This is a genomic window from Flagellimonas maritima (assembly GCF_003269425.1).
GTDB classification, from domain to species: Bacteria; Bacteroidota; Bacteroidia; order Flavobacteriales; family Flavobacteriaceae; genus Flagellimonas; species Flagellimonas maritima.
Map to the genome: position 1 here is coordinate 50,661 of NZ_CP030104.1, position 22,839 is coordinate 73,499.

23 protein-coding genes and 1 riboswitch are annotated in these 22,839 nt (G+C 37.7%); of the genes, 12 read left to right on the plus strand and 11 right to left on the minus strand.

Features of this window, described 5'->3' with window-relative positions:
* Positions 1-36 precede the first annotated feature (36 nt).
* Positions 37-510 (plus strand): 23S rRNA (pseudouridine(1915)-N(3))-methyltransferase RlmH, encoded by a 474-nt coding sequence (gene rlmH, locus HME9304_RS00210; protein ID WP_112376669.1) that lies wholly within the window; start codon positions 37-39, stop codon positions 508-510.
* 43 nt (positions 511-553) lie between these two features.
* On the opposite strand, the gene serA is transcribed toward rlmH, so the two are convergent.
* Positions 554-2,446: a phosphoglycerate dehydrogenase gene (gene serA / locus HME9304_RS00215; RefSeq protein ID WP_112376670.1), complete on the minus strand. Its 1,893-nt coding sequence runs from the start codon at positions 2,444-2,446 to the stop codon at positions 554-556.
* 307 nt (positions 2,447-2,753) lie between these two features.
* On the minus strand, positions 2,754-3,206 hold the full coding sequence (locus tag HME9304_RS00225; RefSeq protein ID WP_112376672.1) for a methyltransferase family protein: 453 nt from the start codon (positions 3,204-3,206) through the stop codon (positions 2,754-2,756).
* A 60-nt stretch (positions 3,207-3,266) separates the two neighbouring features.
* Between HME9304_RS00225 and HME9304_RS00230 the strand changes: the two genes are divergently transcribed.
* From HME9304_RS00230 to HME9304_RS00245, 4 genes are all read left to right on the plus strand, one after another.
* Entirely contained in the window at positions 3,267-3,848 is a 582-nt protein-coding gene (locus HME9304_RS00230; RefSeq protein ID WP_112376673.1) for a non-canonical purine NTP diphosphatase, read from the plus strand.
* A gap of 143 nt (positions 3,849-3,991) precedes the next feature.
* Positions 3,992-5,749: a DEAD/DEAH box helicase gene (locus tag HME9304_RS00235; protein ID WP_112376674.1), complete on the plus strand. Its 1,758-nt coding sequence runs from the start codon at positions 3,992-3,994 to the stop codon at positions 5,747-5,749.
* Positions 5,750-5,824: 75 nt separating this feature from the next.
* Positions 5,825-6,604, plus strand: a complete 780-nt coding sequence (locus HME9304_RS00240) for a carboxypeptidase-like regulatory domain-containing protein (protein WP_112376675.1) — start codon at positions 5,825-5,827, stop codon at positions 6,602-6,604.
* A 92-nt stretch (positions 6,605-6,696) separates the two neighbouring features.
* On the plus strand, positions 6,697-8,382 hold the full coding sequence (locus HME9304_RS00245) for an alpha-amylase family glycosyl hydrolase (RefSeq protein WP_112376676.1): 1,686 nt from the start codon (positions 6,697-6,699) through the stop codon (positions 8,380-8,382).
* Positions 8,383-8,385: 3 nt separating this feature from the next.
* Here HME9304_RS00245 and HME9304_RS00250 read toward each other — a convergent pair whose 3' ends face one another.
* The 3 genes from HME9304_RS00250 to HME9304_RS00260 all read right to left on the minus strand — a co-directional run bounded on the left by HME9304_RS00250 (position 8,386) and on the right by HME9304_RS00260 (position 9,988).
* The gene (locus HME9304_RS00250) at positions 8,386-8,649 is read right to left on the minus strand and encodes a VOC family protein (protein WP_239023344.1); all 264 of its coding nucleotides are present in this window, start codon (positions 8,647-8,649) and stop codon (positions 8,386-8,388) included.
* A gap of 119 nt (positions 8,650-8,768) precedes the next feature.
* Positions 8,769-9,296 (minus strand): SRPBCC family protein, encoded by a 528-nt coding sequence (locus HME9304_RS00255; RefSeq protein WP_112376677.1) that lies wholly within the window; start codon positions 9,294-9,296, stop codon positions 8,769-8,771.
* 38 nt (positions 9,297-9,334) lie between these two features.
* Positions 9,335-9,988, minus strand: a complete 654-nt coding sequence (locus HME9304_RS00260) for a TrmH family RNA methyltransferase (protein WP_112376678.1) — start codon at positions 9,986-9,988, stop codon at positions 9,335-9,337.
* 45 nt (positions 9,989-10,033) lie between these two features.
* Between HME9304_RS00260 and HME9304_RS00265 the strand changes: the two genes are divergently transcribed.
* The 3 genes from HME9304_RS00265 to purB all read left to right on the plus strand — a co-directional run bounded on the left by HME9304_RS00265 (position 10,034) and on the right by purB (position 12,704).
* Positions 10,034-10,729, plus strand: a complete 696-nt coding sequence (locus HME9304_RS00265; protein WP_112376679.1) for an SIR2 family NAD-dependent protein deacylase — start codon at positions 10,034-10,036, stop codon at positions 10,727-10,729.
* A 70-nt stretch (positions 10,730-10,799) separates the two neighbouring features.
* The gene (locus HME9304_RS00270) at positions 10,800-11,312 is read left to right on the plus strand and encodes an adenylosuccinate lyase (protein ID WP_112376680.1); all 513 of its coding nucleotides are present in this window, start codon (positions 10,800-10,802) and stop codon (positions 11,310-11,312) included.
* 48 nt (positions 11,313-11,360) lie between these two features.
* Complete coding sequence (gene purB / locus HME9304_RS00275; protein ID WP_112376681.1) at positions 11,361-12,704, plus strand: adenylosuccinate lyase; 1,344 nt, start codon at positions 11,361-11,363, stop codon at positions 12,702-12,704.
* 61 nt (positions 12,705-12,765) lie between these two features.
* Here purB and HME9304_RS00280 read toward each other — a convergent pair whose 3' ends face one another.
* From HME9304_RS00280 to HME9304_RS00295, 4 genes are all read right to left on the minus strand, one after another.
* On the minus strand, positions 12,766-13,305 hold the full coding sequence (locus HME9304_RS00280) for a DUF4252 domain-containing protein (protein WP_112376682.1): 540 nt from the start codon (positions 13,303-13,305) through the stop codon (positions 12,766-12,768).
* A gap of 125 nt (positions 13,306-13,430) precedes the next feature.
* Positions 13,431-13,970: a DUF4252 domain-containing protein gene (locus HME9304_RS00285; protein WP_112379677.1), complete on the minus strand. Its 540-nt coding sequence runs from the start codon at positions 13,968-13,970 to the stop codon at positions 13,431-13,433.
* A gap of 10 nt (positions 13,971-13,980) precedes the next feature.
* A complete protein-coding gene (locus HME9304_RS00290) occupies positions 13,981-14,400 on the minus strand; it encodes a hypothetical protein (protein ID WP_112376683.1) in 420 nt (139 codons plus the stop codon).
* Positions 14,387-14,896: an RNA polymerase sigma factor gene (locus HME9304_RS00295; RefSeq protein ID WP_112376684.1), complete on the minus strand. Its 510-nt coding sequence runs from the start codon at positions 14,894-14,896 to the stop codon at positions 14,387-14,389. The genes HME9304_RS00290 and HME9304_RS00295 overlap by 14 nt, the downstream gene beginning before the upstream one ends.
* A 210-nt stretch (positions 14,897-15,106) precedes the next feature.
* Between HME9304_RS00295 and HME9304_RS00300 the strand changes: the two genes are divergently transcribed.
* Positions 15,107-16,585 (plus strand): S41 family peptidase, encoded by a 1,479-nt coding sequence (locus HME9304_RS00300; protein WP_112376685.1) that lies wholly within the window; start codon positions 15,107-15,109, stop codon positions 16,583-16,585.
* A gap of 29 nt (positions 16,586-16,614) precedes the next feature.
* Here the strand turns inward: HME9304_RS00300 and HME9304_RS00305 are convergent, their stop codons facing one another.
* Both HME9304_RS00305 and HME9304_RS00310 read right to left on the minus strand, forming a co-directional pair.
* On the minus strand, positions 16,615-17,553 hold the full coding sequence (locus HME9304_RS00305) for an ABC transporter substrate-binding protein (protein WP_112376686.1): 939 nt from the start codon (positions 17,551-17,553) through the stop codon (positions 16,615-16,617).
* 16 nt (positions 17,554-17,569) lie between these two features.
* Positions 17,570-19,444 carry a TonB-dependent receptor plug domain-containing protein gene (locus HME9304_RS00310; RefSeq protein ID WP_112376687.1) on the minus strand — a complete coding sequence of 625 codons (1,875 nt, stop codon included), beginning with the start codon at positions 19,442-19,444 and terminating at the stop codon, positions 17,570-17,572.
* 73 nt (positions 19,445-19,517) lie between these two features.
* Positions 19,518-19,756: riboswitch (cobalamin riboswitch) on the minus strand.
* A 111-nt stretch (positions 19,757-19,867) separates the two neighbouring features.
* On the opposite strand from HME9304_RS00310, the gene HME9304_RS00315 reads away from it, so the two are divergent.
* The 3 genes from HME9304_RS00315 to HME9304_RS00325 are packed head-to-tail and all read left to right on the plus strand — an operon-like array spanning position 19,868 to position 22,836.
* Positions 19,868-21,025 carry an ABC transporter substrate-binding protein gene (locus HME9304_RS00315; protein WP_112376688.1) on the plus strand — a complete coding sequence of 386 codons (1,158 nt, stop codon included), beginning with the start codon at positions 19,868-19,870 and terminating at the stop codon, positions 21,023-21,025.
* On the plus strand, positions 21,026-22,057 hold the full coding sequence (locus HME9304_RS00320; protein WP_112376689.1) for a FecCD family ABC transporter permease: 1,032 nt from the start codon (positions 21,026-21,028) through the stop codon (positions 22,055-22,057). It begins immediately after the preceding gene.
* Complete coding sequence (locus HME9304_RS00325; RefSeq protein ID WP_112376690.1) at positions 22,057-22,836, plus strand: ABC transporter ATP-binding protein; 780 nt, start codon at positions 22,057-22,059, stop codon at positions 22,834-22,836. Before HME9304_RS00320 ends, HME9304_RS00325 begins: the two co-directional genes overlap by 1 nt.
* The last annotated feature ends 3 nt before the right edge of the window (positions 22,837-22,839 follow it).

A 22,839-nucleotide genomic window follows, 5' to 3' on the forward strand; every position in this document is an offset into this window, starting at 1 on the left:
CTGTTATTGTTTGATTTGAAAAAATTAATTTTGAGCATGCAAATTACTCTAATCGCCGTTGGCAAAACAGATAGTGCTGAATTGGTTAAAATGATAGCGGAATATGAGAAACGCTTAAAACATTACATCAATTTCAAATTTATAATATTACCGGATATCAAGAACAGTAAAAATTTGTCCGAAGCCATCCAGAAAGAAAAGGAAGGAGAACTCATACTCAATCAAATCCAAACTTCGGATACAGTCATTGTTTTGGACGAACAGGGAAAACAATTCTCGTCCGTTGAATTTTCGATATTTCTCCAGAAAAAAATGAACAGTGGTCTCAAAAACCTTGTTTTTGTGATTGGGGGACCTTATGGGTCTAGTGATTCCGTTTACCAACGAAGTAATCAAAGGATAAGCTTATCCAAAATGACGTTCTCTCATCAAATGGTGCGATTATTCTTGATAGAACAGTTATATAGGGGTCTTACCATCCTAAAGAACGAACCATATCATCATCGATGAAGCTATTTTGATGTTTTTTCAAACTTTATTATCCAATTTGATTCTAATATAGCACCCTAAATTTTATAGTGTTTTCAACATTTTTCAATGCTTTTACTACTTCCTTGTTATATTCCTTGTCCAAATCAGTAATAACGTACCCGACCTTATCATCGGTCGATAAATATTGTCCCGTAATGTTCATTTCATATTTGGCCAGCACTTCATTGATTTTTGCCATAATACCGGGTACATTTTTATGGATATGGAGAAAACGGTGTGCATTGCTCTGTTTTGGTAGCCTAATATTGGGGAAATTAACTGCATCCACAGTATTTCCTGAATTGATGTAATCCATAATCTTGTTGGGTACAAAATCGGCAATATCACGCTGGGCTTCTTCTGTGCTACCGCCAACATGAGGGGTCAATATTACATTTTGGAAGCCTTGCAGAGCAGTTCTAAAATTCCCGTTACTTCTTGGCTCCTCTGGATATACATCTACCGCGGCACCTGCCAATTTTCCGCTTTGCAGCGCATTGGAAAGGGCTTCAATGTCCACTACAAATCCTCTGGAAAGATTGATGAGCATGGCACCATCCTTCATTTGTTTTATTTCATTTTCTCCTATGAAATTTTTATTGGCTTTATTGTCGTCAATATGTAAGGTGACCACATCCGAAATAGAAAGTAATTCTTCTAAGGAACTACATTTAGTGGCGTTGCCCAAGGCCAACTTATCGGCAACATCATAATAATAGACCCGCATTCCTATGGCCTCGGCCAAAACGGACAATTGCTTGCCTATATTTCCATAACCGACAATCCCAAGATTTTTTCCTCTTACTTCCCTTGAATTGATAGCAGTCTTGTTCCATTCCCCTTTATGAATTTCCATGCTCCTAGTGAACACGTTGCGCATTAGCATGATAATCTGGCCAATGGCAAGCTCTACCACAGAGCGTGTATTACTGTACGGTGCATTAAAGACCACTACGCCTTTCTGTTTGCTATAGTCAAGGTCAATCTGTGTAGTACCTATACAAAATGCCCCAACCACCATTAGTTTATCAGCAGCATCCAATACTTTTTTGGTAACCTGTGTTTTGGAACGTATGCCCAAAACATGTACTTCTTTAATTTTTTCAATAAGCTCTTCCTCTGGCAAACTATGCTTGATCAATTCAACAGAAAAGCCATCTTCAGATAGGTTCTTAAAAGCATCAGGATGCACATTTTCCAATAACAGAATTTTTATCCTGTTTTTTGGGTATGAAATATTTCTGGGCAAGTCGTTTACATATAGAAATTCGTCCAAGCTAGGCGCCACATGGTCTGCATTGGTCGTTGCCTTTTCCCGATGCACATTTTCGGTGTAGGCAAAAAATTTGTCCGCTATTCCAGCTTCTCGCATAACATAATCGCTATAGCCATCACCAATTACTTGTACCTCCCCTTCCAAATCAAGATTTTTTAGACATTCTATTTTCCCATTGTGAGATGCCAGTACGTTTGATTCATCAAAGCCGATGATGTTACCTTCTTCATCATATTTAAATGTATTGGCATACACTCTGTCTGATGGGATATTGTATTCTTGGACAATAGGGTCGATAAACTCCTTAAATCCACAGGAAATCACATAAATATCATCTGAAAATTTCTCAAAAAATTCCTTATTGGAAGCTATGGATTTGGATATTTTCTGTCTTAGCTCCTCTATTAGAGTCCCCAAATCGTTTCTATGCGCATTCAAAAGTTTTATCCTTCTCTCCAAGGATTCAGTGAACGAAATGTCACCATCAATACCCAAATTGGTAATATCTTGGATTTCTTGTATAACTTCATCCTTATTGGATTTACCTTGTAGGGTCATTTCTGCCAAAACGTCCAAAGCTTCAACCGTTGTTAAAGTGCTATCAAAATCAAAAACGTACTTCCTTCCCACTTCTACCATGAATTTCCTGAAAATTAAGGGCCAAATTTAAAAATTAATTCCGTCCCAGAATTTTGAAGTTATGAAAAACCATTTATAAATGCGGATATGTCAAAAATACTTGCAAAAATATCCTAAAAAACTATTTAGATCATTGATTGAAAAGTATCAAGGCTACTATTTTGTCGTAACAAAGGCCAAATATTGGAAACAAGAAGATTTAGCTAAAAGGATAACAAAAAAGTTATTTTTGTACCTGACCCTTTATTTAAAAAAAATTTTGGTTCATTTGCTCTGCACAGCACAGGCAGTCACGGAGTTTTAAGCATCAAAACCATCGCCGCGTTTGTTTGCAATATAGACGGTATTGCTTCCCAAATAATTCCATCAGCGTTTTTTCTTCCCGCTTGATTTGAAAATGGTTCATGTAATACACAAAACCCGCAGCCAATAAGGTGTTGAAGGCATTACCCAGTTTTAAACCGAAGGCCAACAGAATAAGCAGCATTCCCAAATACATAGGGTTTCTGGTATATCTGAATACACCATTGGTAACCAGCCTGCTGGTCTTCCTTCTACCCATAGGATCTATTGTTGTTTTGGCTCTTACGAATTGAAGAATGGCAAGTATCACGACAAAAAATGCCAAAACTGATAAAAAGATGGCCAATTCTTGGCGTCCAAAAAAATCAAAACCGCCAAAAGGCAAGAACCGATTTAATAGGTACATAAAACCTCCAAAAAATAACATGACCAAAACTGGTGGTATTCTCCATTTCATTTAAAACAACTTTATCATCGAAATTACTACTTTTAGTGTTTTCTCAAATTAACTTTCACCTTGAAAATTATTTTTGCCACACATAATCCCCATAAGCTAAAGGAAGTAACGGAACTTCTCCCTGCTTCCGTTCAACTTCTCTCCTTAAATGACATAGGATGCTTTGATGAGATTCCCGAAACTGGTAAGACCTTGGAAGAAAATGCCAAAATAAAAGCGGATCACGTTACGGAGAAGTACGGTTACGACTGTTTTTCCGATGATACGGGATTATTGATCGATGCTCTCAACGGTGCTCCCGGAGTTTATTCCGCCAGATATGCGGGAGAGCAAAAAAATGCGAAAGATAATATGCTTAAAGTACTTTCAGATTTAAAGGGCCGTACTAATAGAAAAGCTCATTTCAAAACCGTTGTACATCTTAATATAAATGGGCAAAGCTTTTGTTTTGATGGCATTGTAAATGGTCACATTACAGAGAAGGAATACGGAACTGCCGGGTTTGGATACGACCCTATTTTTCAACCCGAAGGTTTTGATAAAACCTTCGGCGAGTTGGCCGCAGGAACCAAGAACGCTATTGGCCATCGAGGAAAGGCAATACAGAAACTGGTTACTTTTCTCAAAAAAAAAGTGCTATGACCTCCACCTTAACTATTTAACGTACCTTTACCGCTTTATTAACGCCGCCGGTATGGGCAAGGTGTTGCGCGGAGCTCCAAAGTGGGTAAGACAAAATCGCTCTATGCAACACAACATATTTGCGATTTAAGCTATTTACCACAATGACAAAGTTTGAAAAACTAGGGTTGGAAAAACCCTTATTGGACGCTATATCCGATTTAGGATTTGAATCCCCATCTGAAGTACAGGAAAAAGCCATCCCAATTTTATTGGAACAAGAAACCGACCTCGTTGCACTAGCACAGACAGGAACGGGAAAAACAGCAGCTTTCGGTTTTCCAATGATTCAGAAAATACAATCTGAAAGCAGAACTACGCAAGGACTGATACTATCACCCACACGTGAACTGTGCTTACAGATTACCAACGAACTAAAATTATATTCAAAATACGTTAAGGGTCTCAATACCGTAGCTATTTATGGTGGCGCAAGCATTTCTGATCAAGCAAGACAGATCAAACGCGGTGCTCAGATCATTGTTGCTACGCCAGGACGAATGAAGGATATGATCGGACGTAGAATGGTCGATATTTCAAAAATCGATTATTGCGTTCTTGATGAAGCGGATGAAATGTTGAACATGGGCTTCTTTGAAGACATTAAAGATATTTTATCCAATACCCCGCAGGAAAAATTAACATGGTTGTTTTCCGCTACCATGCCCAAAGAGGTATCTATCATCGCCAAGAAATTCATGAATAAGCCCCATGAGATTACCATTGGGACTAAAAATGCAGGAACTTCAACTGTGCAACACGAGTATTATGTAGTTGGTGGACGTGATCGTTATCCAGCACTCAAACGTTTGGCAGATGCCAATCCCGGTATTTTCTCCGTGATATTCTGTAGAACTAAAAGAGATACACAACGCGTTGCGGAAAAACTTATCGAAGATGGTTATAACGCTGGAGCACTACATGGCGACCTAAGCCAGAACCAACGAGATTTGGTCATGAACTCATTCCGTAAAAAACAAGTGCAAATACTCGTAGCTACAGATGTTGCTGCCCGTGGTATCGATGTAGATGATATTACACATGTTATCAATTATCAACTACCGGATGAAATAGAAACCTACACACACCGAAGCGGTCGTACAGGACGTGCTGGAAAATCAGGGATTTCAATGGTCATTGTCACTCGTTCCGAGCTTCGAAAAATTAAATCCATTGAAAATAAGATTAAGCAGGACTTTATCTCCAAAAAAATTCCAACAGGTATTGAAATCTGTGAGATTCAACTTTACCATTTAGCAAATAGAATCAAAGAAACTGAAGTCAATCCTGAGATAGACAATTACTTACCTGCAATAAATGATGTTCTTAAAGACATTGATCGAGAAGAATTGATCAAAAAAATCATTTCTGTAGAATTTAGCCGTTTTTATAACTATTACAGTAAAACAAGGGATTTAAATTCATCGGAAGGTGAAAGGGAGCGAGGAAATAATAAAAAATCCAAAGGTGATATTCCACCAAGTAACGGCTCAGTCCGTTATTTTATCAATGTTGGGGAACGTGACGGTTATGATTGGATGGCTCTCAAAGATTTTTTAAGGGATACTTTAAATCTGGAAAAAGAAGATATTTTCAATGTTGATACCAAAGATACTTTCTCCTTTTTTAATACAGATGCCCAAGTTACCGAACATGTGCTTAAAACCTTCACGGAATTTAAGGTCGAAGGTCGCTTTATCAACGTAGAAGTCTCAAAAAATCCTGGTGGCTCCGGTAGAGGTGGCAGGAAAAGAGATAAAAAACGTGGCCATAGAAAAGGAGGCGATAACAAGTCATTTAAAGGTGGCAGAAAAAATAATTCAGGTAAGAGAGGCGGAAAAAAACGTTCAGGGTTTTATTAGTTAATTCTATATTAAATGATAGTATAGACCTATTTATTTTTCTTTGTTTAGTACATTTATTGCCACAAAGATTGCATGGGAAGAGTCTTACTTATATTTTTTTGTCTCATTTCGTTTCGTTGTTTAGCGCAAAATGAAGATGACCCTACTGTAGATGGAGAGTTAAATGCTACGGTCATCAATGCGCAGACGAGTTTTCCAATGGAAAGCGTACACGTTGTCAACCTGAACCAAGTGGTTGGTACAATTACAAATCAGAAAGGTGAGTTTACTATTCCAGCAGCAGTTAATGACACCCTATATCTTTCTTTTTTAGGGTTTAAGTCACAAAAAGTGAGGGTTACCAATGATATGTTCAAGTTTGAAGGAACAGAAATTTCATTAACAGAATTGGCGTACGCTCTTGAAGAGGTCATCGTAAGGCCCTATCAACTTACTGGATATCTGGAAATAGATGTAAAAAATCTTCCTATCAATAATAACGCATATCAATACAGTATTTCCGGACTCCAAAAAAGTTATGAGGGGGGCAGTAAAAGTCCTAGTGCCGTAACCAAGGTTCTCGGTGCAATTTTAAACCCTGCCGATCTGTTGCGCAATCTTTTCGGAAAAAAGCCAAAACAGATGCGAAAGTTGCGCCAGATAAAAGAAGATGAAGATATAAGGAATTTATTGGCCTCTAAATTCGATAGGGAAACCCTTACCGAACTGCTTCAATTGGAAAAGGTAGATATAGAAGATATTCTAAACAATTGCAGTTATTCCAAATCCTTCATTGCAACGGCAAATGATCTTCAGATTCTGGATGCCATATCAAGTTGCTACGAAGAGTATAAAGTTCTCAACAGACGTTAAGTTTTCTTCTGCTGAATATGATTTCAGTTCTTAGGGTAAATAAATTTTATATTTCCGCTTTCATTTTATAGTTTTAGCTAAAATCCCAAGAAATGAAAAAACTGCTTTTTGTTATGTGTGCACTATCACTCCTCTTCAGTTGTAAGGAAGAAAAGAAAACAGAGCAAAAAGACAACAAAGTAGTTGAAAAAACGACCACTGAAAATGAAATTCCTTTTGTTTGGGAAGGCGCAAATATTTACTTCTTATTGACCGATCGTTTTAATAATGGTAACCCCGAAAATGACGTTAATTTTGACCGAACCGAGGAAACAGGTCCTTTAAGAGGTTTTGAAGGTGGAGACATTCAGGGAATCATACAAAAAATAGAAGAAGGGTATTTTACCGACTTGGGAATCAATGCTATCTGGTTCACACCAGTTGTGGAACAAATACATGGTTATACAGATGAAGGTACGGGCAAAACCTATGGTTATCATGGCTATTGGACCAAGGACTGGACAGCAATCGACCCCAATTTTGGCACTAGAAAAGATTTAGAAAAATTGGTGAAGACAGCGCATTCCAATGGAATACGTATTCTCTTGGATGTAGTCCTGAATCACACGGGGCCTGTTACCGATAAAGATCCTGTTTGGCCAGACGAATGGGTAAGGACGGGACCAACTTGTGAATTTTCAACCTATGAGAACACAACAGCATGTACTTTGGTGAAAAACCTGCCCGATATCCTTACTGAGTCAAATGAAGCCGTAGAACTACCTGACGCACTGTTGGCAAAATGGAAAGAAGAAGGCAGATTGAGTCAAGAATTGGACGAATTACAATTATTTTTTGAACGTACAGGATATCCACGTGCTCCACGGTATTATATTATAAAATGGCTGACCGATTATGTAAATGATTTTGGCATTGACGGCTTTAGGGTGGATACCGTAAAACATGTCAATGAGAATGCATGGTCAGACCTTTATAAAGAAGCTACCTACGCTTTTGAGACATGGAAGAAAAAACATCCTGACCATGTACTTGATGAAAATCCTTTCTACATGGTTGGTGAAGTCTACAATTATGGTATTTCCAGTGGTCGGCAATTTGACTTTGGAGACAAAAAAGTTGACTTTTTTAACCATGGATTTAAAGGTCTTATCAACTTTGAGCTGAAAAATGATGCTAACAGCGATTACGAAACCGTTTTTAAAAAATACAATAACCTTTTAAGCACCAAGTTGAATGGCAAGAGCGTATTGAATTATTTAACCTCCCATGATGATGGAAACCCTTTTGATAGGGAACGAAAGCAATCTAAATATGCCGCCAACATTTTATTGTTGACTCCAGGTGCATCACAAGTTTACTATGGTGATGAAACCGCAAGAAGCCTTGTTATTGAAGGTACAGAGGGTGATGCAACGTTACGCTCGTTTATGAATTGGAAAGATTTGGACAGTCTGCCCCAAATCCAAGAGATCCATAAGCACTGGCAGAAGTTGGGCCAATTTAGAAGAAACCATCCAGCAATAGGTGCCGGTAAGCACAAAAGACTGGCAAAAAAACCATATGTCTTCTCAAGAATGTATGTTGATGGTGATTTTAAAGATAAAATTGTAGTCGGATTAAATTTGCCAAAAGGCAAAAAATCGCTTTGGGTAAAAGGTTTTTTCGGTGACGGCACTAAATTATATGATACGTACTCAGAAACCGAGGCAACCGTAACTAATGGTAAGGTCATTCTTGAAAATGACTTTGATATTGCATTGTTGGAGTTGGCCGAGTAACGATTATACCCTTGAATGCAACCCTATCCTGTTGCCTTCTGAATCCAAGAACAAACCCATAAAACTTATATCTGGACTGATTTGGGTTTTGGGCTTAAGTATTTTACCCCCCGCTTGCTCTATTCCATCAAGTTCATTTTGAACATCGCTACTCGCAAAATATAGTAGTACGCCATCCATTTTGCTAGGGCGATACCAATTGGGTTGCAAAATTAGTGAGCCATTTGCACCGGTTTTTCCATCGGCCCAAGGAAACCAACCCATCATGGTGCCACCAAAATTCTGTGTTTTTATTTTAATCTGAAAACCGTATCATAAAATATTTTGCCTCTGTTCATATCCAACACAGGAATTTCAAACCAAGTAACCATATTCTGTTCCATGAACTATTTTTCCAATTTCGATTTTAAACTGGCCAATCCTTCCTCAAAATCTCCTCCAACAGCTATGTCCATGTTCATAAATAGCATGAAAATACTGGTTGGGAATTTGTTCTTGCCAGAAAATCCCCATGTTACCTTGGTCCTATTTTCATTCACGGCTTCGGTCAACAAATAGGCATCAGAAATTGATTTCCAAGGTTTCAAGAAACGTAGTTCAGATTCAACACGTTCCCCATCAACAATTTTTATAATCTCCTGTTCCCCTTCGCCAACATCTTTATTTCCCTTCCAGTAGCTTACTGCCCCTACTTCACCATCGGTACCAGTAAATTTCTTTTCCATATTTGGGTCTTTCTTGTTCCATGGTGACCATGCATCTTGATTCTTGAGAAATTTCAAATTTTCAAAGACAGTTTTTTTGGGCTTGTCAATTTCAATTGACCTTGAAACATTATAAGATTTTGGTGCGATTGCTGCTAAGATCATAACGAGGAATACAATCCCCACGAGAATGTAAAGTGCTATAATCATTTGTATATTAATTGGTTATAATCTCAAAATACAAAAAATTATTTCAACTGGAATCTTTCTATAATACGTTCTACATCTTTGATCGATTTTTTGGTCCAATCCATTCTTTTTTCAAGTATCTCAATATCGGAAAGTTGCCACTGCATTTGGGAGTTTTTTAAGCACTGTACTAGCTTTTGAATAATAATTGCGGCTGAGACAGAGACATTCAAGCTCTCTGAAAAACCAACCATAGGTATTTTCAAAAAACTATTGGCCTTTTGTAATACTTCGTTGCTCAAACCTTCTTTTTCTGTTCCAAAAAATAGTGCGATTTTTGTTTTAAATTCAAAATTTGATAGTAAGGTCGAGTTATCATGAGGAGTTGTTGCAATGATTGTATATCCTTCGTCTTTCAAAACTCTAATACAATCTGAAGTTGTAGTATAACGATTCACATCTACCCACTGCTCGGCTCCCATAGCTATGTTCTTGTCCAATCGCTTACCAAATTTATCTTCTATTACATGTATTTCCTGTACCCCAAAAGCATCGCAGCTTCTGATCACGGCACTTGTATTGTGCAGTTGATATACATCTTCAATGGCAACGGTCAAAAATTTGGTTCTTTCAGCTAGTACATCCAAGAACCTTTGTTTTCGTTCTTCGGTAATGAAGTTTTCCAAATATGTCAATAGATCATCATTGAACATAAAGAACAAGATAGCAAAAAATGAATTTCTTATTTTTAAGGTACTATGGATAAAAAGCAGAAAATTGTTGTACTCACAGGTGCTGGAATGAGCGCGGAAAGTGGCCTAAAAACATTTCGTGATTCCAATGGGTTATGGGAAGGACACGATGTTATGCAGGTAGCTTCCCCAGAGGGTTTTCAAAGAAATCCCGAATTGGTACTGGATTTCTACAATCAGCGAAGAAGACAGCTTTTGGACGTTTTCCCAAATGAAGGGCACAAGGCCCTAGTATCGTTGGAAAATAAATTTGATGTAAGCATAGTGACCCAAAATGTGGACAACCTGCATGAGCAAGCGGGAAGTTCACATGTAGTTCATCTACACGGAGAATTATTTAAAGTCCGTAGTACAGTTGATGAAAATCAGGTACTGGATTGGAAAAAGGATTTGATTTTAGGGGATTTTGATAAAAATGGAAATCAATTGCGACCCCACATTGTTTGGTTTGGAGAAATGGTACCCATGCTTGAAGTTGCTATTGAAATAACCCAAACAGCAGATATTTTAATCATAATCGGGACTTCAATGCAAGTTTACCCGGCAGCAAGCTTAATTCACTACGTAGCAACAAGAAAGCCCATATATTTTATAGACCCCAAGCCAAGCATAAGCCAAAATGACTTTATCAACCTTACCGTGATTTCCAAAACAGCCGTAGAAGGTGTGCCCGACTTGGTCAAAACATTATCAACTGAATAAACTTGATGTAGTGACCCAACAACAACTGCATACGGCTCTAAATTCCAATCGGCTTTCCAAACAGAGAATCATGGAATTAGTGGACATACTGATCCATAAGCCTCAATTAACTGGAAGCTTGCTACAAGAAGTGTTTCAACAGGATAGGGAGGACAATTTCAACGCAAGTTGGGTGTTCGACCATCTCATGAGAGAAAGACTAATTTATCTATTACCACATCTTGAAACGTTTTCCAAAGGTTTGTCCACCCTTAAATCCGAGTCGGTCATTAGGCCGATGAGCCATATTTGTGAGTTATGCACGATTGCATATTTTAAAAATAAAGATATGGCCTTCCAGCAACAAATTACTTCAGAGCAATTGGAACGGATAATGACCGTGTGCTTTGATTGGCTCATAGGAAATCATAAAGTTGCGGCAAAAGTATTTGCCATGACCAGCTTATATTGGTTGGGGATGAAATATGATTGGGTCCACACTGAACTGAAGATTATTTTAGAACAGAACATCCATAAGGGCACTGCAGGGTACAAGTTCAGAGCTGGTAAAATATTATCAGAACTTAGAGGGCTTCACGTTTAATCTCCCTCTCTAATTAAGTATCTTTGCTGCTTTCTAAAATATTGACCGATGTCTTTGAACCAACTAAACGCAATTTCACCTATTGATGGCAGGTACCGTAACAAAACACAAGCTTTGGGAAGCTATTTCTCCGAAGAAGCATTGATTAAATACCGCGTTCAGGTAGAAATTGAATACTTTATAGCACTTTGTGAGATTCCCTTACCACAACTGGCTGATTTTGACACTTCAATGTTTTCCGACCTTAAAAAAGTGTATCTGGATTATTCTTCAGAAGATGCTTTGGCCATAAAGGAAATTGAAAAGACCACAAATCATGATGTAAAGGCAGTTGAATACTTTATCAAAAAAAAGTTTGATGATTTAGGACTGGAAAAGCATAAGGAATTTATCCACTTTGGACTAACATCCCAGGACATCAATAATACTGCAATTCCACTATCGATTAAAGAGGCCATGAACGATGTTTATGTTCCATTGTATTTTGAGGTTTTTGAAAAGCTAAAGGCGCTAGCATCAGATTGGTCCAATATTCCCATGTTGGCCAGAACCCATGGGCAACCAGCGTCCCCTACCCGACTTGGAAAGGAAATCGATGTTTTTGTGGAACGCTTAAAAGAACAGTTCAATCTGTTGAACGATATTCCCAGCGCAGCTAAATTTGGAGGGGCAACAGGAAACTACAATGCCCATAAAGTGGCATATCCGAGTGTGGATTGGAAAGCGTTCGGACAAAAATTTGTCCAAGAAAAATTGGGTTTACATCATTCTTTTCCCACTACACAAATTGAGCATTACGACCACATGGCGGCTCTCTTTGATTGTTTAAAAAGAATCAATACTATTTTCATTGATTTGAACAGGGATATGTGGACCTATATTTCCATGGATTATTTTAAGCAGAAAATCAAAGAGGGGGAAGTGGGATCATCTGCTATGCCACATAAGGTAAATCCCATAGATTTTGAAAATTCCGAAGGAAATTTAGGTCTTGCCAATGCACTTTTTGAGCATTTATCGGCAAAGCTTCCAGTTTCAAGATTACAAAGAGATTTAACGGACAGTACTGTACTAAGAAACGTTGGGGTTCCGTTTGCCCACACACAAGTGGCCTTACTTTCAATACTTAAAGGGTTGAACAAATTGGTCCTAAATAAAATAAAGTTTGAAGAAGATCTTGAGAACAACTGGGCCGTAGTGGCCGAAGCCATCCAAACTATCTTAAGAAGGGAAGGATATCCTAATCCCTATGAAGCCTTAAAAGGTCTCACCCGCACGAACGAAAGAATAAACCAAGCTTCCATAGCGGATTTCATTAATACTTTAGAAGTTTCCGATAAAATAAAAGAAGAACTAAAAAGAATAACCCCGGCAAATTATACTGGGATATGATTGCATAAAAAATCCCGGGCAATTTAGTTGCTCGGGATTCTGAACATACAAACGGTTTAATCTACCCTTTCAGAAATTCTCCAATTTCCCCTAGACCTTCACCTTTATAATCTGATTTTTGAATTGCTTGCATCAATTGAACGATATGCGCGGGATTCATATCTTTTCCGAGAACACGCACTAATGCAAAACCTTTTTCCTTGCTATCGCCATAAATAATGACCTCATCAATGGCATTTTCGTCACCTAAATATTTGATTACACCTTTTCCATACTGAGAATTAATTTTCATTAATTCCACAAATTCATCGTTCTTTAAGATTTCCTTTACTTTCTTTTTTTCAATTTGATACTCCGCAACATTTTCACTGGTCTTTTTAAAAGCCAAAAGATTGAACTTTCTCAAAGATTCCATTGCTTCGGATTCAGCGTCTGTAAGGTCAGCTCCATCCATTTTTAATATATTGGCAGGAACGTCTATTGAAATAAAGTTGGGATTCTCCGAATTGTCAACATAATATTCTTGTAAACTTTGCTGCGAAGAGCATGAAGCTACAAAAGCTGACATAAGTACCAATAGTGATTTGATTATATTTTTCATGAGACTGTAGTTTTATGATTGATATGTTAAAATAGTTTACGGTCAATAGTTATTAGTTGGGAAATATCATGTTTTGTTACACTTTATTTTCACTTCTAACTATTGACCGAAAACTGAATCCTTGGTTACTGTTTTTTACCAGCTTTATTTAATTCTTCGGGCAGGTTCATCTTTTTGGTCAGAGAATTGATTTTATTCAAATCGATATCACCTGTCAAAGAAAGTAGCACAGTTTCAAATTTTCTGCCATCAGTTTCTACTTCTTTTAAACCAGTAACGAACATCAACAGTTCACTAACATGGTCTGCATCCTTCCCCTGCTTAATGTAAAACTTAACATTGGCATCTTTGTCCTTTACGCGCATTAACTCTTCCATGGTAGAGGATTTTAGGTACTTGTCCACAGATGACTTCATATTATTGCCAATTTCTTTGTTATCCGTAGTGTACACCTTCAAGCTTTTAAGGCTACTGGCAATATCCATAAAGTCTTGTGCTTCTGGGTCGTCCACTTCCACATCTATCTTTGCAAGAAGGTTAAACATGCTCTTGTTGACTACTACAGAGGTGACATCGTCCAAATCTTCGTACTTATCGAACAATGATTGGGAAAAACCTAAAAATGGTAATAAGGTTATCGTTGCTATTAGAATATAATTTTTCATTTTTCTTAATTTAATTATTGTTATAAATTTTTTGTTTTGCAATCTGGAACTCTTTTAAATGTGCTACTTTTTCAGTGCCGCGACCAAAATTTTCCGCTAAGAGTTCAAAAGCTTTTTTTGTTTCTTGATAGGCATATTCTGCCTTCTTTCTCTCTCGGTATTCATTACCAAAATATAGGCCAAAGGTTAAAACAACCACAGCTGCTACGGAAATCCATTTATAATAGTTTTTTCTAGGTTTTAATGGAACCTGCCTTGTGTACTTTTCATCCTTGGCACTGGAAAAATAGTTGAACATTGGTCTATATTGTTCAAGATGTGTTGCTACACTTTCTTGAGAAAAATAGGCCTGTAATGTCTTTTCTTCCGCCACGGTTGTAGTGGCTTCGAAATATTTTTCCAATAATTTTTCTATGCTATCCAATTCCATAGTTATGTTTTTTTACTAATTCTTGTCTTACCATCTTCCTTGCTCTTGATAACGCTACTCGAACCGCTGTGGGTTTCATCTCCAAAAGCTCACATATTTCATCAAACTCATATTGTTCTACGTCACGCAATTGCAATACCATTTTTTGCTGCTCCGGTAGTTCGTTCATGATCCGTTGCATCCATTGTACACTATCTTCGGCTTCTAGTTGCTTTTGTAGTGATGTATTTTCATCACTATAATTGCTGTGCACCAACTTCAAATTACTGGCATGTTTGGATTTTAATCTATCCAAGCAGAAATTTTTGGTCATCGTCATTGCAAAAGCCTCTACGTTTTTATATTGTGATATGGTTTCGTTTTTTGACCATAACTTCAATAATATTTCTTGCGTTGCATCTTCTGCCTCTTCCCTAGAGACCAAAAGTCTTTTAGCCAATCTGTAGAGCTTGTCCTTAAAGGGCATTACTACATTTAAAAATTCGGCCTGTTTCATTTGGTTGTTTTGGTTGTTACAAGCTTTTTTGTCTGCTTACATTATCACGACGACACACATCGAATTTTGTTACAAAAGATTTGCATTCTCATGATATGTCTTTATTTTGCTACCTTGAAATTGTAAGAATTTAATCATAAATCCTACTTATCCAATATTGTTTCTGGTTTAATGGAATGATAATTGATAGTTTTGAGCAAAATATATGTTATGAAAAAATATTTATTTCTCCTCCTAGGGCTGTTACTGTTTACAATTAGTTGCAGTGATGATGACGATGGAATTACAAATCCCGAAACTCCAGACCCCACACCTGGAGCTGATGTTACCGTACAAAATTTTATGTGGAAAGCCATGAACCTGTGGTATTTTTGGCAGGGCGAAGTGCCAAATTTATCGGACACACGTTTTGCGAACGACGCCGAATACACTACTTTTTTGGAAGCAACTCCCGATCCACTGGATTTCTATAATAGTATACAATTTAATGAAGACCGTTTTAGTTTTTCCAATGATGACTATGAAGAATTGGTAAGCAACCTTTCTGGAGTGTCAAAAAGCAATGGATTGGAATTCGGTTTGATTCAATTCTCTGGAAGTAACGATATTTTTGGTTTTGTTCAATATGTGCTACCTGACTCTGATGCTTCCACTAAAGATATACAACGTGGGGACATTTTTACACGGGTTGATGGACAGCAATTGAACATCGATAATTATATAAGCTTGCTTTTTGGAAGCAACAACAACTATGTTCTTGGGATGGCCGAAATAAATAACGGTACAATAACCGATACATCAAAAGAAGTGAGCCTTACAAAAATCGAAAATTTTGTGGAAAATCCGATTCTGGTATCAGAGACCTTGGATGTTGGAGGAGAAAAAGTTGCATACCTCATGTACAACAGATTCTTGGGTAGTTTCAATGAAGAACTCAATAACGCATTTGCACAATTTGTGGCAGATGGAGCAACACAACTAATTTTGGATATGCGTTACAATCCAGGTGGGTCGGTAAACAGTTCAAGATTATTGGCCAGTATGATCCATAGCACCGATACTGATAAACTATATATACGCCAGCGATGGAACGCTAAAATACAGTCACAATTTTCTGCAGCACAATTAGAAGATAATTTTGCCAGTGGTATTGGAAATAACAATACAGGTTCCCCCATAAATACACTTGGCTTGAACAAGGTTTATGTTTTGGCAACCAATGATTCGGCATCAGCAAGTGAACTGGTCATGAACGGTTTGGCACCTTATGTGGACATTGTTCACATTGGTGAAACAACAAGAGGTAAAAATGAGTTCTCCATTACTTTAGTAGATGACCCAAATGGCGATTATATTTATAATTCAAATCGCGAAAATCAAATTAATGTCAATAACAGTTGGGGATTACAACCTTTAGTCGGTAGAAATGAAAATGCTGATGGCTTTTTTGATTACACAGATGGTTTGCCTCCAAATATTGTATTGCAAGAAGACCTTGAAAACCTAGGAACATTGGGAGATATCAATGAACCCTTACTTGCAAGAGCAATTGATGAAATTATGGGTGCTGTAAGTAAAAAAGACTTTTCAGTTAAAATGCCGGCTAAAACTTTTATGAGTTCCAGATTAATGACTCCGCTAAAGGATAACATGTATTTGGACAAGCCTTTGGAAATTAATATTAAATAAATAAAAAAGCGGCTCTTAAAGCCGCTTTTTTATTGGACCATCATATAATTACTAAAATGTCTGTATTTATTTGCTAGTCTCTTGGGAACCTCTATAATTTCAGGATGAAAAAGCCCTGCCAACACTTCTATTCCGTTGACAAGTGTATTGGCAGATGACTGGGTAAACATATCAAAATCTGCAATGTAAACGGCGTCTTCTTTTACTGCTTTTAATTCATTCCATCCCTCTTTTTTCATCAGCAAGTGCATTTCTTCAATGGTTCGTTCAATCGTAAAACCACAAGGCGCTATGACCAAAACCTCAGGGTCATACTTTACAATTTTATCCCATCGTGTTACGATACTCTCACCAGATGGGTTGGAAAGCATATCCACACCACCTGCATATGCAATTTGATGGGGAATCCAGTGTCCACAATTAAATATAGGATCCAACCATTCCATAAGCATAACACGCTTTGGTAAAGCCTTTGATGCTCTTAATCTATCGATTATACTATCGATTCTATTATTCAATTTTGCCAAATAAGAGTATGCTACTTCTTCCCTATCCATAGCTTTGGCAATAGTAATTGCAGATTGGAAAACGTCTTCTAAAGATTGTGGACTGATTGAAATCAATATTGGCTGCTTTTCCAAATTGGCTACCGCAGCTGCCGTACAGGCCGTATCTATTTGACATATATCGCACATGTCTTGTGTAAATATAACATCTGGAGAAATCTCTTCTAGAAGACCTTCATCAACATAGTATAAATCTTTTCCTTGATGCTTGCTCGCAGAAAATAATGTGTCTATTTCTTTGCTGGATAGATGTTTACCCTCCAAAATACACCGCACAATAGGTTTCTTTTCTTTCAATGCCTGCTCGGGGCATTCAAAAGTGACACCATAGAGCTGATTATCGAGACCCATATCATAGATCATTTGGGTAACCGCAGGCATAAAAGAACAGACTTTCAACATTCTATCGATTTAATTATTAAAAATTTAAATTAAAACCAGCACTAAAATTTCTCCCCCTGGTCGTAAAACCAAACACTTCAGTAAATTCTTCATTAAAAAGATTATTTCCATCAATAAACACTTTCAGTTTATTTTGAATAACATCATGCGAAAAATATAGGTTCACCAAAGAAAAAGAATCCAAAGCTACATTAAAAGCAGGATTTGGGAATGGTGGAAATACTGTATCAATTCTATCCCCAGTGAATTGATATCCAACAGAAGCAAAAGTTTTCTCTGAAAATTTATAACTTAATGTAAGATTTGCTTTATGTTTTGGAATCCTAATTGCACTATCTCCTTTTCGTTCAGTAAAAACATAATTGGCATCAAGAGTGAAGGTTTCCATAGGAGACAATGAAACCTCTACCTCAACACCACTCACATCTATTTCATCCGTAATATTTATGCTTTGAAAGTTTGCATCAAACCCAAACCTATTTTCCTCATTGCGATTAAAATAAACTGTGCTTAACCTTAATTTATCATTTACAAAGTATTCTACCCCTCCTTCTATTGTAGTATTCTCCTCTGGCTCTAAATTTGGATTTGCACCAAAATCCCCAAACAATTGTGTAAGATTAGGAGTAATATAAGATGTTGCATAACTACCCAAAAGCTTTATATAACCACTTTTCATGGGAAAAACGTAAGATGGATTGATATTATACACAACATGGTTCCCGTATTCAGAATGATTATTTAATCGTACACCAGTGTTCAAGTTAAGACCAAAATCGGAAACATATACCAAGTTTGCGTAGGGATCTATAATCGTAAAATCTACGGCATTGGTAAAAGAAGCTTTGTCTTTGATGTAATTTACACCTAAAACAGTATAGAACTTTTTATTGAAAACGTATTTGTTGTAGAAATCAAATACAAAATTTTCACCATTGGCGCTACTCTCGCCGGACGTACTTCTTGTATCTATCTCAAAATCCGTGTAAGCGGCATTAAATTGTATGGAACCCTTTCCATATTTAAATGTAGACGCAACTCCCACACGTTCTTGATCTTGTTTTAATCTGTTCGGAGCTTCGGCGCGGTCGGCGTCAAACTCCGATTTAAACTCAGTTTTATTTCCGTAAACTGACATATTGAAGTTCTTGGAAAATTCATATCCCAACTTAAGGTCTGTGCTATATTGTGAAAAATCATCTTCCTCATTTTCTGGGGTAATGGCTGCAGAAAGCCCATTGGAATACCGATTGGAAAAATTAAGCCCGTAGGAGAACTTGTCCAGTGTTCCACTAACACTTGCTCCGTTGGAAAAACTGGCGAGATTATAGTTTTGATCTTCAGAGGTTTGATTTGTACCAACAGTAGATTGAAAATTTCCTGCCATTCTTTCTTTGGAATTTTTCTTGGTCGTAATACTGATAACTGCCGTGGCTGCATTAGTGCCATAAAGTGTACTCGCTGCGCCTTTAATAATTTCGATGGATTCCACATTTGCGGTCGATAAAAGCCTTAAATCATATTCAACAGAAAATGAAGAAGGGTTTGTAACCCGAACACCATCAATAATAACAAGTACCTGGCGCCCGCGACCACCTCTAGCGAATACACCTAGAACATCACCATCCCTACCACGGCTACCCACGATTTCGATACCGCTTTTCGTATTGATTATCTGAGCTACGGTCCTACCTTGATTTCGTTTTAATTCTTCAGCTGAAACCTTAATTACTGTCTTTCCAGAATTCTCTCTTTTAAGCTCAAAACGGGAATCGCTTACAACCACCTCTTGTAGTTGTTGAATTTTAATTGAGTCTTTTTTTGTGTTCTGCGCAGAAAGACTCTTGCCCACTAAAATAGCGGCACCTAACCATAAATAATTGATTTTCATTTTCGTTTACTGAAATAAACGGGAGAATAGTATGTCTGTACCCATACGTAAACCTTTGTCCCGAAAGTTTAACATGCTTTGTTTGAATTTGGCAGGTCTCCTGACTTGTTCAATGCTGTTTTGCCTTCCCACTCGTGCTTTACTTTTCTCCTTGGCACAAGCAGTGGCTATGAAGTAAACAACATCCTCGTTGGTAACAAGGTGCCAAGAAACTCTTGGCATGAATTTACAGTTGCGGGAACAGTTCCGGATTTTCACCGGATTCCCTTTTAATCGACACAGTCATCCCAAATCTGTTTCTTAAACCTATATAGGTTCCAAAATCAAAATTCTTGTGATTGGGTCAAACCAAAATTCAGTGCGAAAGTAAGGATTCTGTTTAATCTTTTTCTGTAAAAGTTAAATAATCTTACATTTGAGGCTATGTCAAGAAAACGATTATCAATTGCCTTTTTCACAGCTTTTTTTATACTTTTTTTATCTGGTTGCGCTAAAAAAAAGAAGCCTATACCAATTGAACAAAGTGGTACGAAAACCAAAATCTATCATGCTACAGGTTTTTCGGTGGAATCAAATGCAAATTTCACGGTAATCGAAGTAACATCACCTTGGCCAGGTACTGAAACTACGTTTAAATATGCGCTGGTACCTAAAGAAAAAATAGCAACCATAACACTTTCCCGTGATGAATATGATGCTATAGTGGCTACCCCTGTAAAAAGCATGGTAGTCACCTCCACAACACATATTCCATCCTTGGAAGCATTGGGAGAACTAAAAACAATAAAAGGTTTCCCCAATACCAACTTGATTTCTTCTTCCGCAACCAGGGAGCTTATAGATTCTGGACAGATTATGGAATTGGGAACCAATGAAAATATCAATACCGAAGTAGTACTTGAGTTAAATCCAGGAGTAGTTGTGGGATTTGGCATAAATGATACCAATAAGGCCTATGAAACATTAAAACGTTCAGGAGTACCCGTGGTATACAATGGTGAATGGATAGAAGAAACACCTTTGGGAAAATCAGAATGGATTAAGTTTTTTGCACCATTCTTTCAAAAAGAAAAAATAGCGGACAGTATTTTCAAGAATATTGAAGAATCATATAATAATGCAAAACTTTTAGCACTGAGAGCAACCCAAAAACCGACAGTCTTAACAGGTGGATTGTATAAAGACGTATGGTACATATCAGGCGGCAAAAGCTGGATGGCAAAATTTTTGGAAGATGCCAATTCCAATTATATTTGGTCAGATACTGAAGAACAAGGAAGCATTGGCATGAGTTTGGAAGCTGTATTGGAAAAAGGTCAACAGGCCGAATTTTGGTTAAACCCTTCCTTGCACACAACTTATGACGCATTGGAAAAAGCAAATTCCCATTACAAAAGATTTAAGGCTTTTTCAAATAAAAAGATATATTCAAATGCCGTCAATAAAGGCGCTACTGGCGGACTTCTTTTTTATGAGCTGGCGCCACAAAGGCCAGATTTGGTTCTTAAGGATTTAATCTCCATCCTTCATCCAGAACTTTTACAAGAGCACGAGCCCAACTTTTACTTGCCTTTACAATAGATGCAACACCGCAATTCATATCGTATTTCGTTTGCGCTCATTTTATTGGCTCTGGTCTTTGCATGGCTATTGAACATAAGTTCGGGGTCTGTCAACATACCCTTTAATGATGTGTTGACTTCCTTGTTCATTGGTAGTGTAGAAACTGAATCATGGAACTATATTATCTGGAACTATCGCATCCCAAAGGCATTTACCGCAATTTTGGTCGGTGGAGGTTTATCTTTAAGTGGTCTGTTAATGCAAACACTTTTTCGCAATCCACTCGCTGGACCTTTTGTTTTGGGCATTAGTTCTGGAGCCAGTCTGGGTGCTGCATTGCTATTGATGGGGGCATCAGTTGTTACGGGGCTTGCTTCGTTCACTATTCTGAACGATGCTTCTTTGGCAGTTGCAGCGAGTATTGGAAGTTTTTTGGTATTGCTTGTGGTCATGATAGTGGCAAATCGAGTAAAGGACACCATGGCATTATTGATTATTGGTTTAATGTTCGGAAGCATTACTGCAGCAATAGTTAGTGTTCTAGCCTATTTTTCCACTGCGGAAAACCTTCAACGATTTATTTTTTGGTCTTTTGGCAGCGTAGGAAATTTATCGCTACAACAGCTGATCATTTTGAGCAGTCTTGTGGCAATAGGGGTTTTATTGAGTGTTTTTTCCATAAAAAAACTGAACGCTTTTCTGCTAGGTGAAAATTATGCTCAGAGCTTGGGCATCTCTTTAAAAAAATCCAGATTATTGATTATCATCGCCACAGGGATTCTAGCGGGTGGAATCACGGCTTTTGCAGGCCCCATAGCTTTTGTTGGTTTAGCTGTTCCCCACCTTACCAGACAAATTTTTAATACGATGGAGCATCGAATCTTAATACCTTCGGTATTTCTCTACGGTGCTATATTGATGCTGCTATGTGACACCATTGCACAGTTGCCCAATTCTGCCAATGTCCTACCCATAAACGCTGTAACCTCCTTAATCGGTGCGCCAGTGGTCATTTGGCTGTTGGTTAGAAAACGAAGAATGCTATTTTGATGACGGAACTGAAAAAATATAAAATATCGGTTGAAAACTTAGCAATCGGCTATAAATCCACGGTAGTTGCCAAACAAATTAATTTTTCTTTGGAATCAGGTGAATTGTGTGCCATGGTCGGCGCAAACGGAGTTGGAAAATCAACACTTTTACGTACCCTTGGAAATCTCCAGCCCAATTTATCCGGCACTATGACCATTGACGAGAAAAACCTGACCTCATATACTTCGCTGGAACTGGCGCAAAAACTTAGTTTGGTCCTGACGGAGCAGCCCGCCTCAAAAAATCTGACCGTAGAAGAACTCATTGCACTCGGCAGGCAACCCTATACAAACTGGATTGGCACTTTAACAAAAAAAGATAAAAGCCAAATTGAGGAGAGTTTGAGTACTTTTTTACTGAACGACTTACGCTATCGTAAATGCCACGAACTCAGTGACGGACAGCTTCAACGCGTATTGATTGCCCGAGCTATGGCACAGGACACACCAATTATAGTATTGGATGAACCAACGACCCATTTGGATTTGTTCCACAAAGTCCAAATTTTAAAATTACTTCAGCAGCTTGCCCATGAAAAACGGAAAACCATTGTTTTCACAACCCATGAAATTGATTTGGCCATTCAATTATGTGATAAAATATTGATTTTGGATGGTGCAGAAAATCCTTTTGGTGAACCTTGTCAACTAATCGAGCAAAAGTGTTTTGAAAGGCTTTTCCCTTCAGAAATGGTTCACTTTGATGCCAAAACAGGTTCATTTAAAATAAAAAAGTAAGTT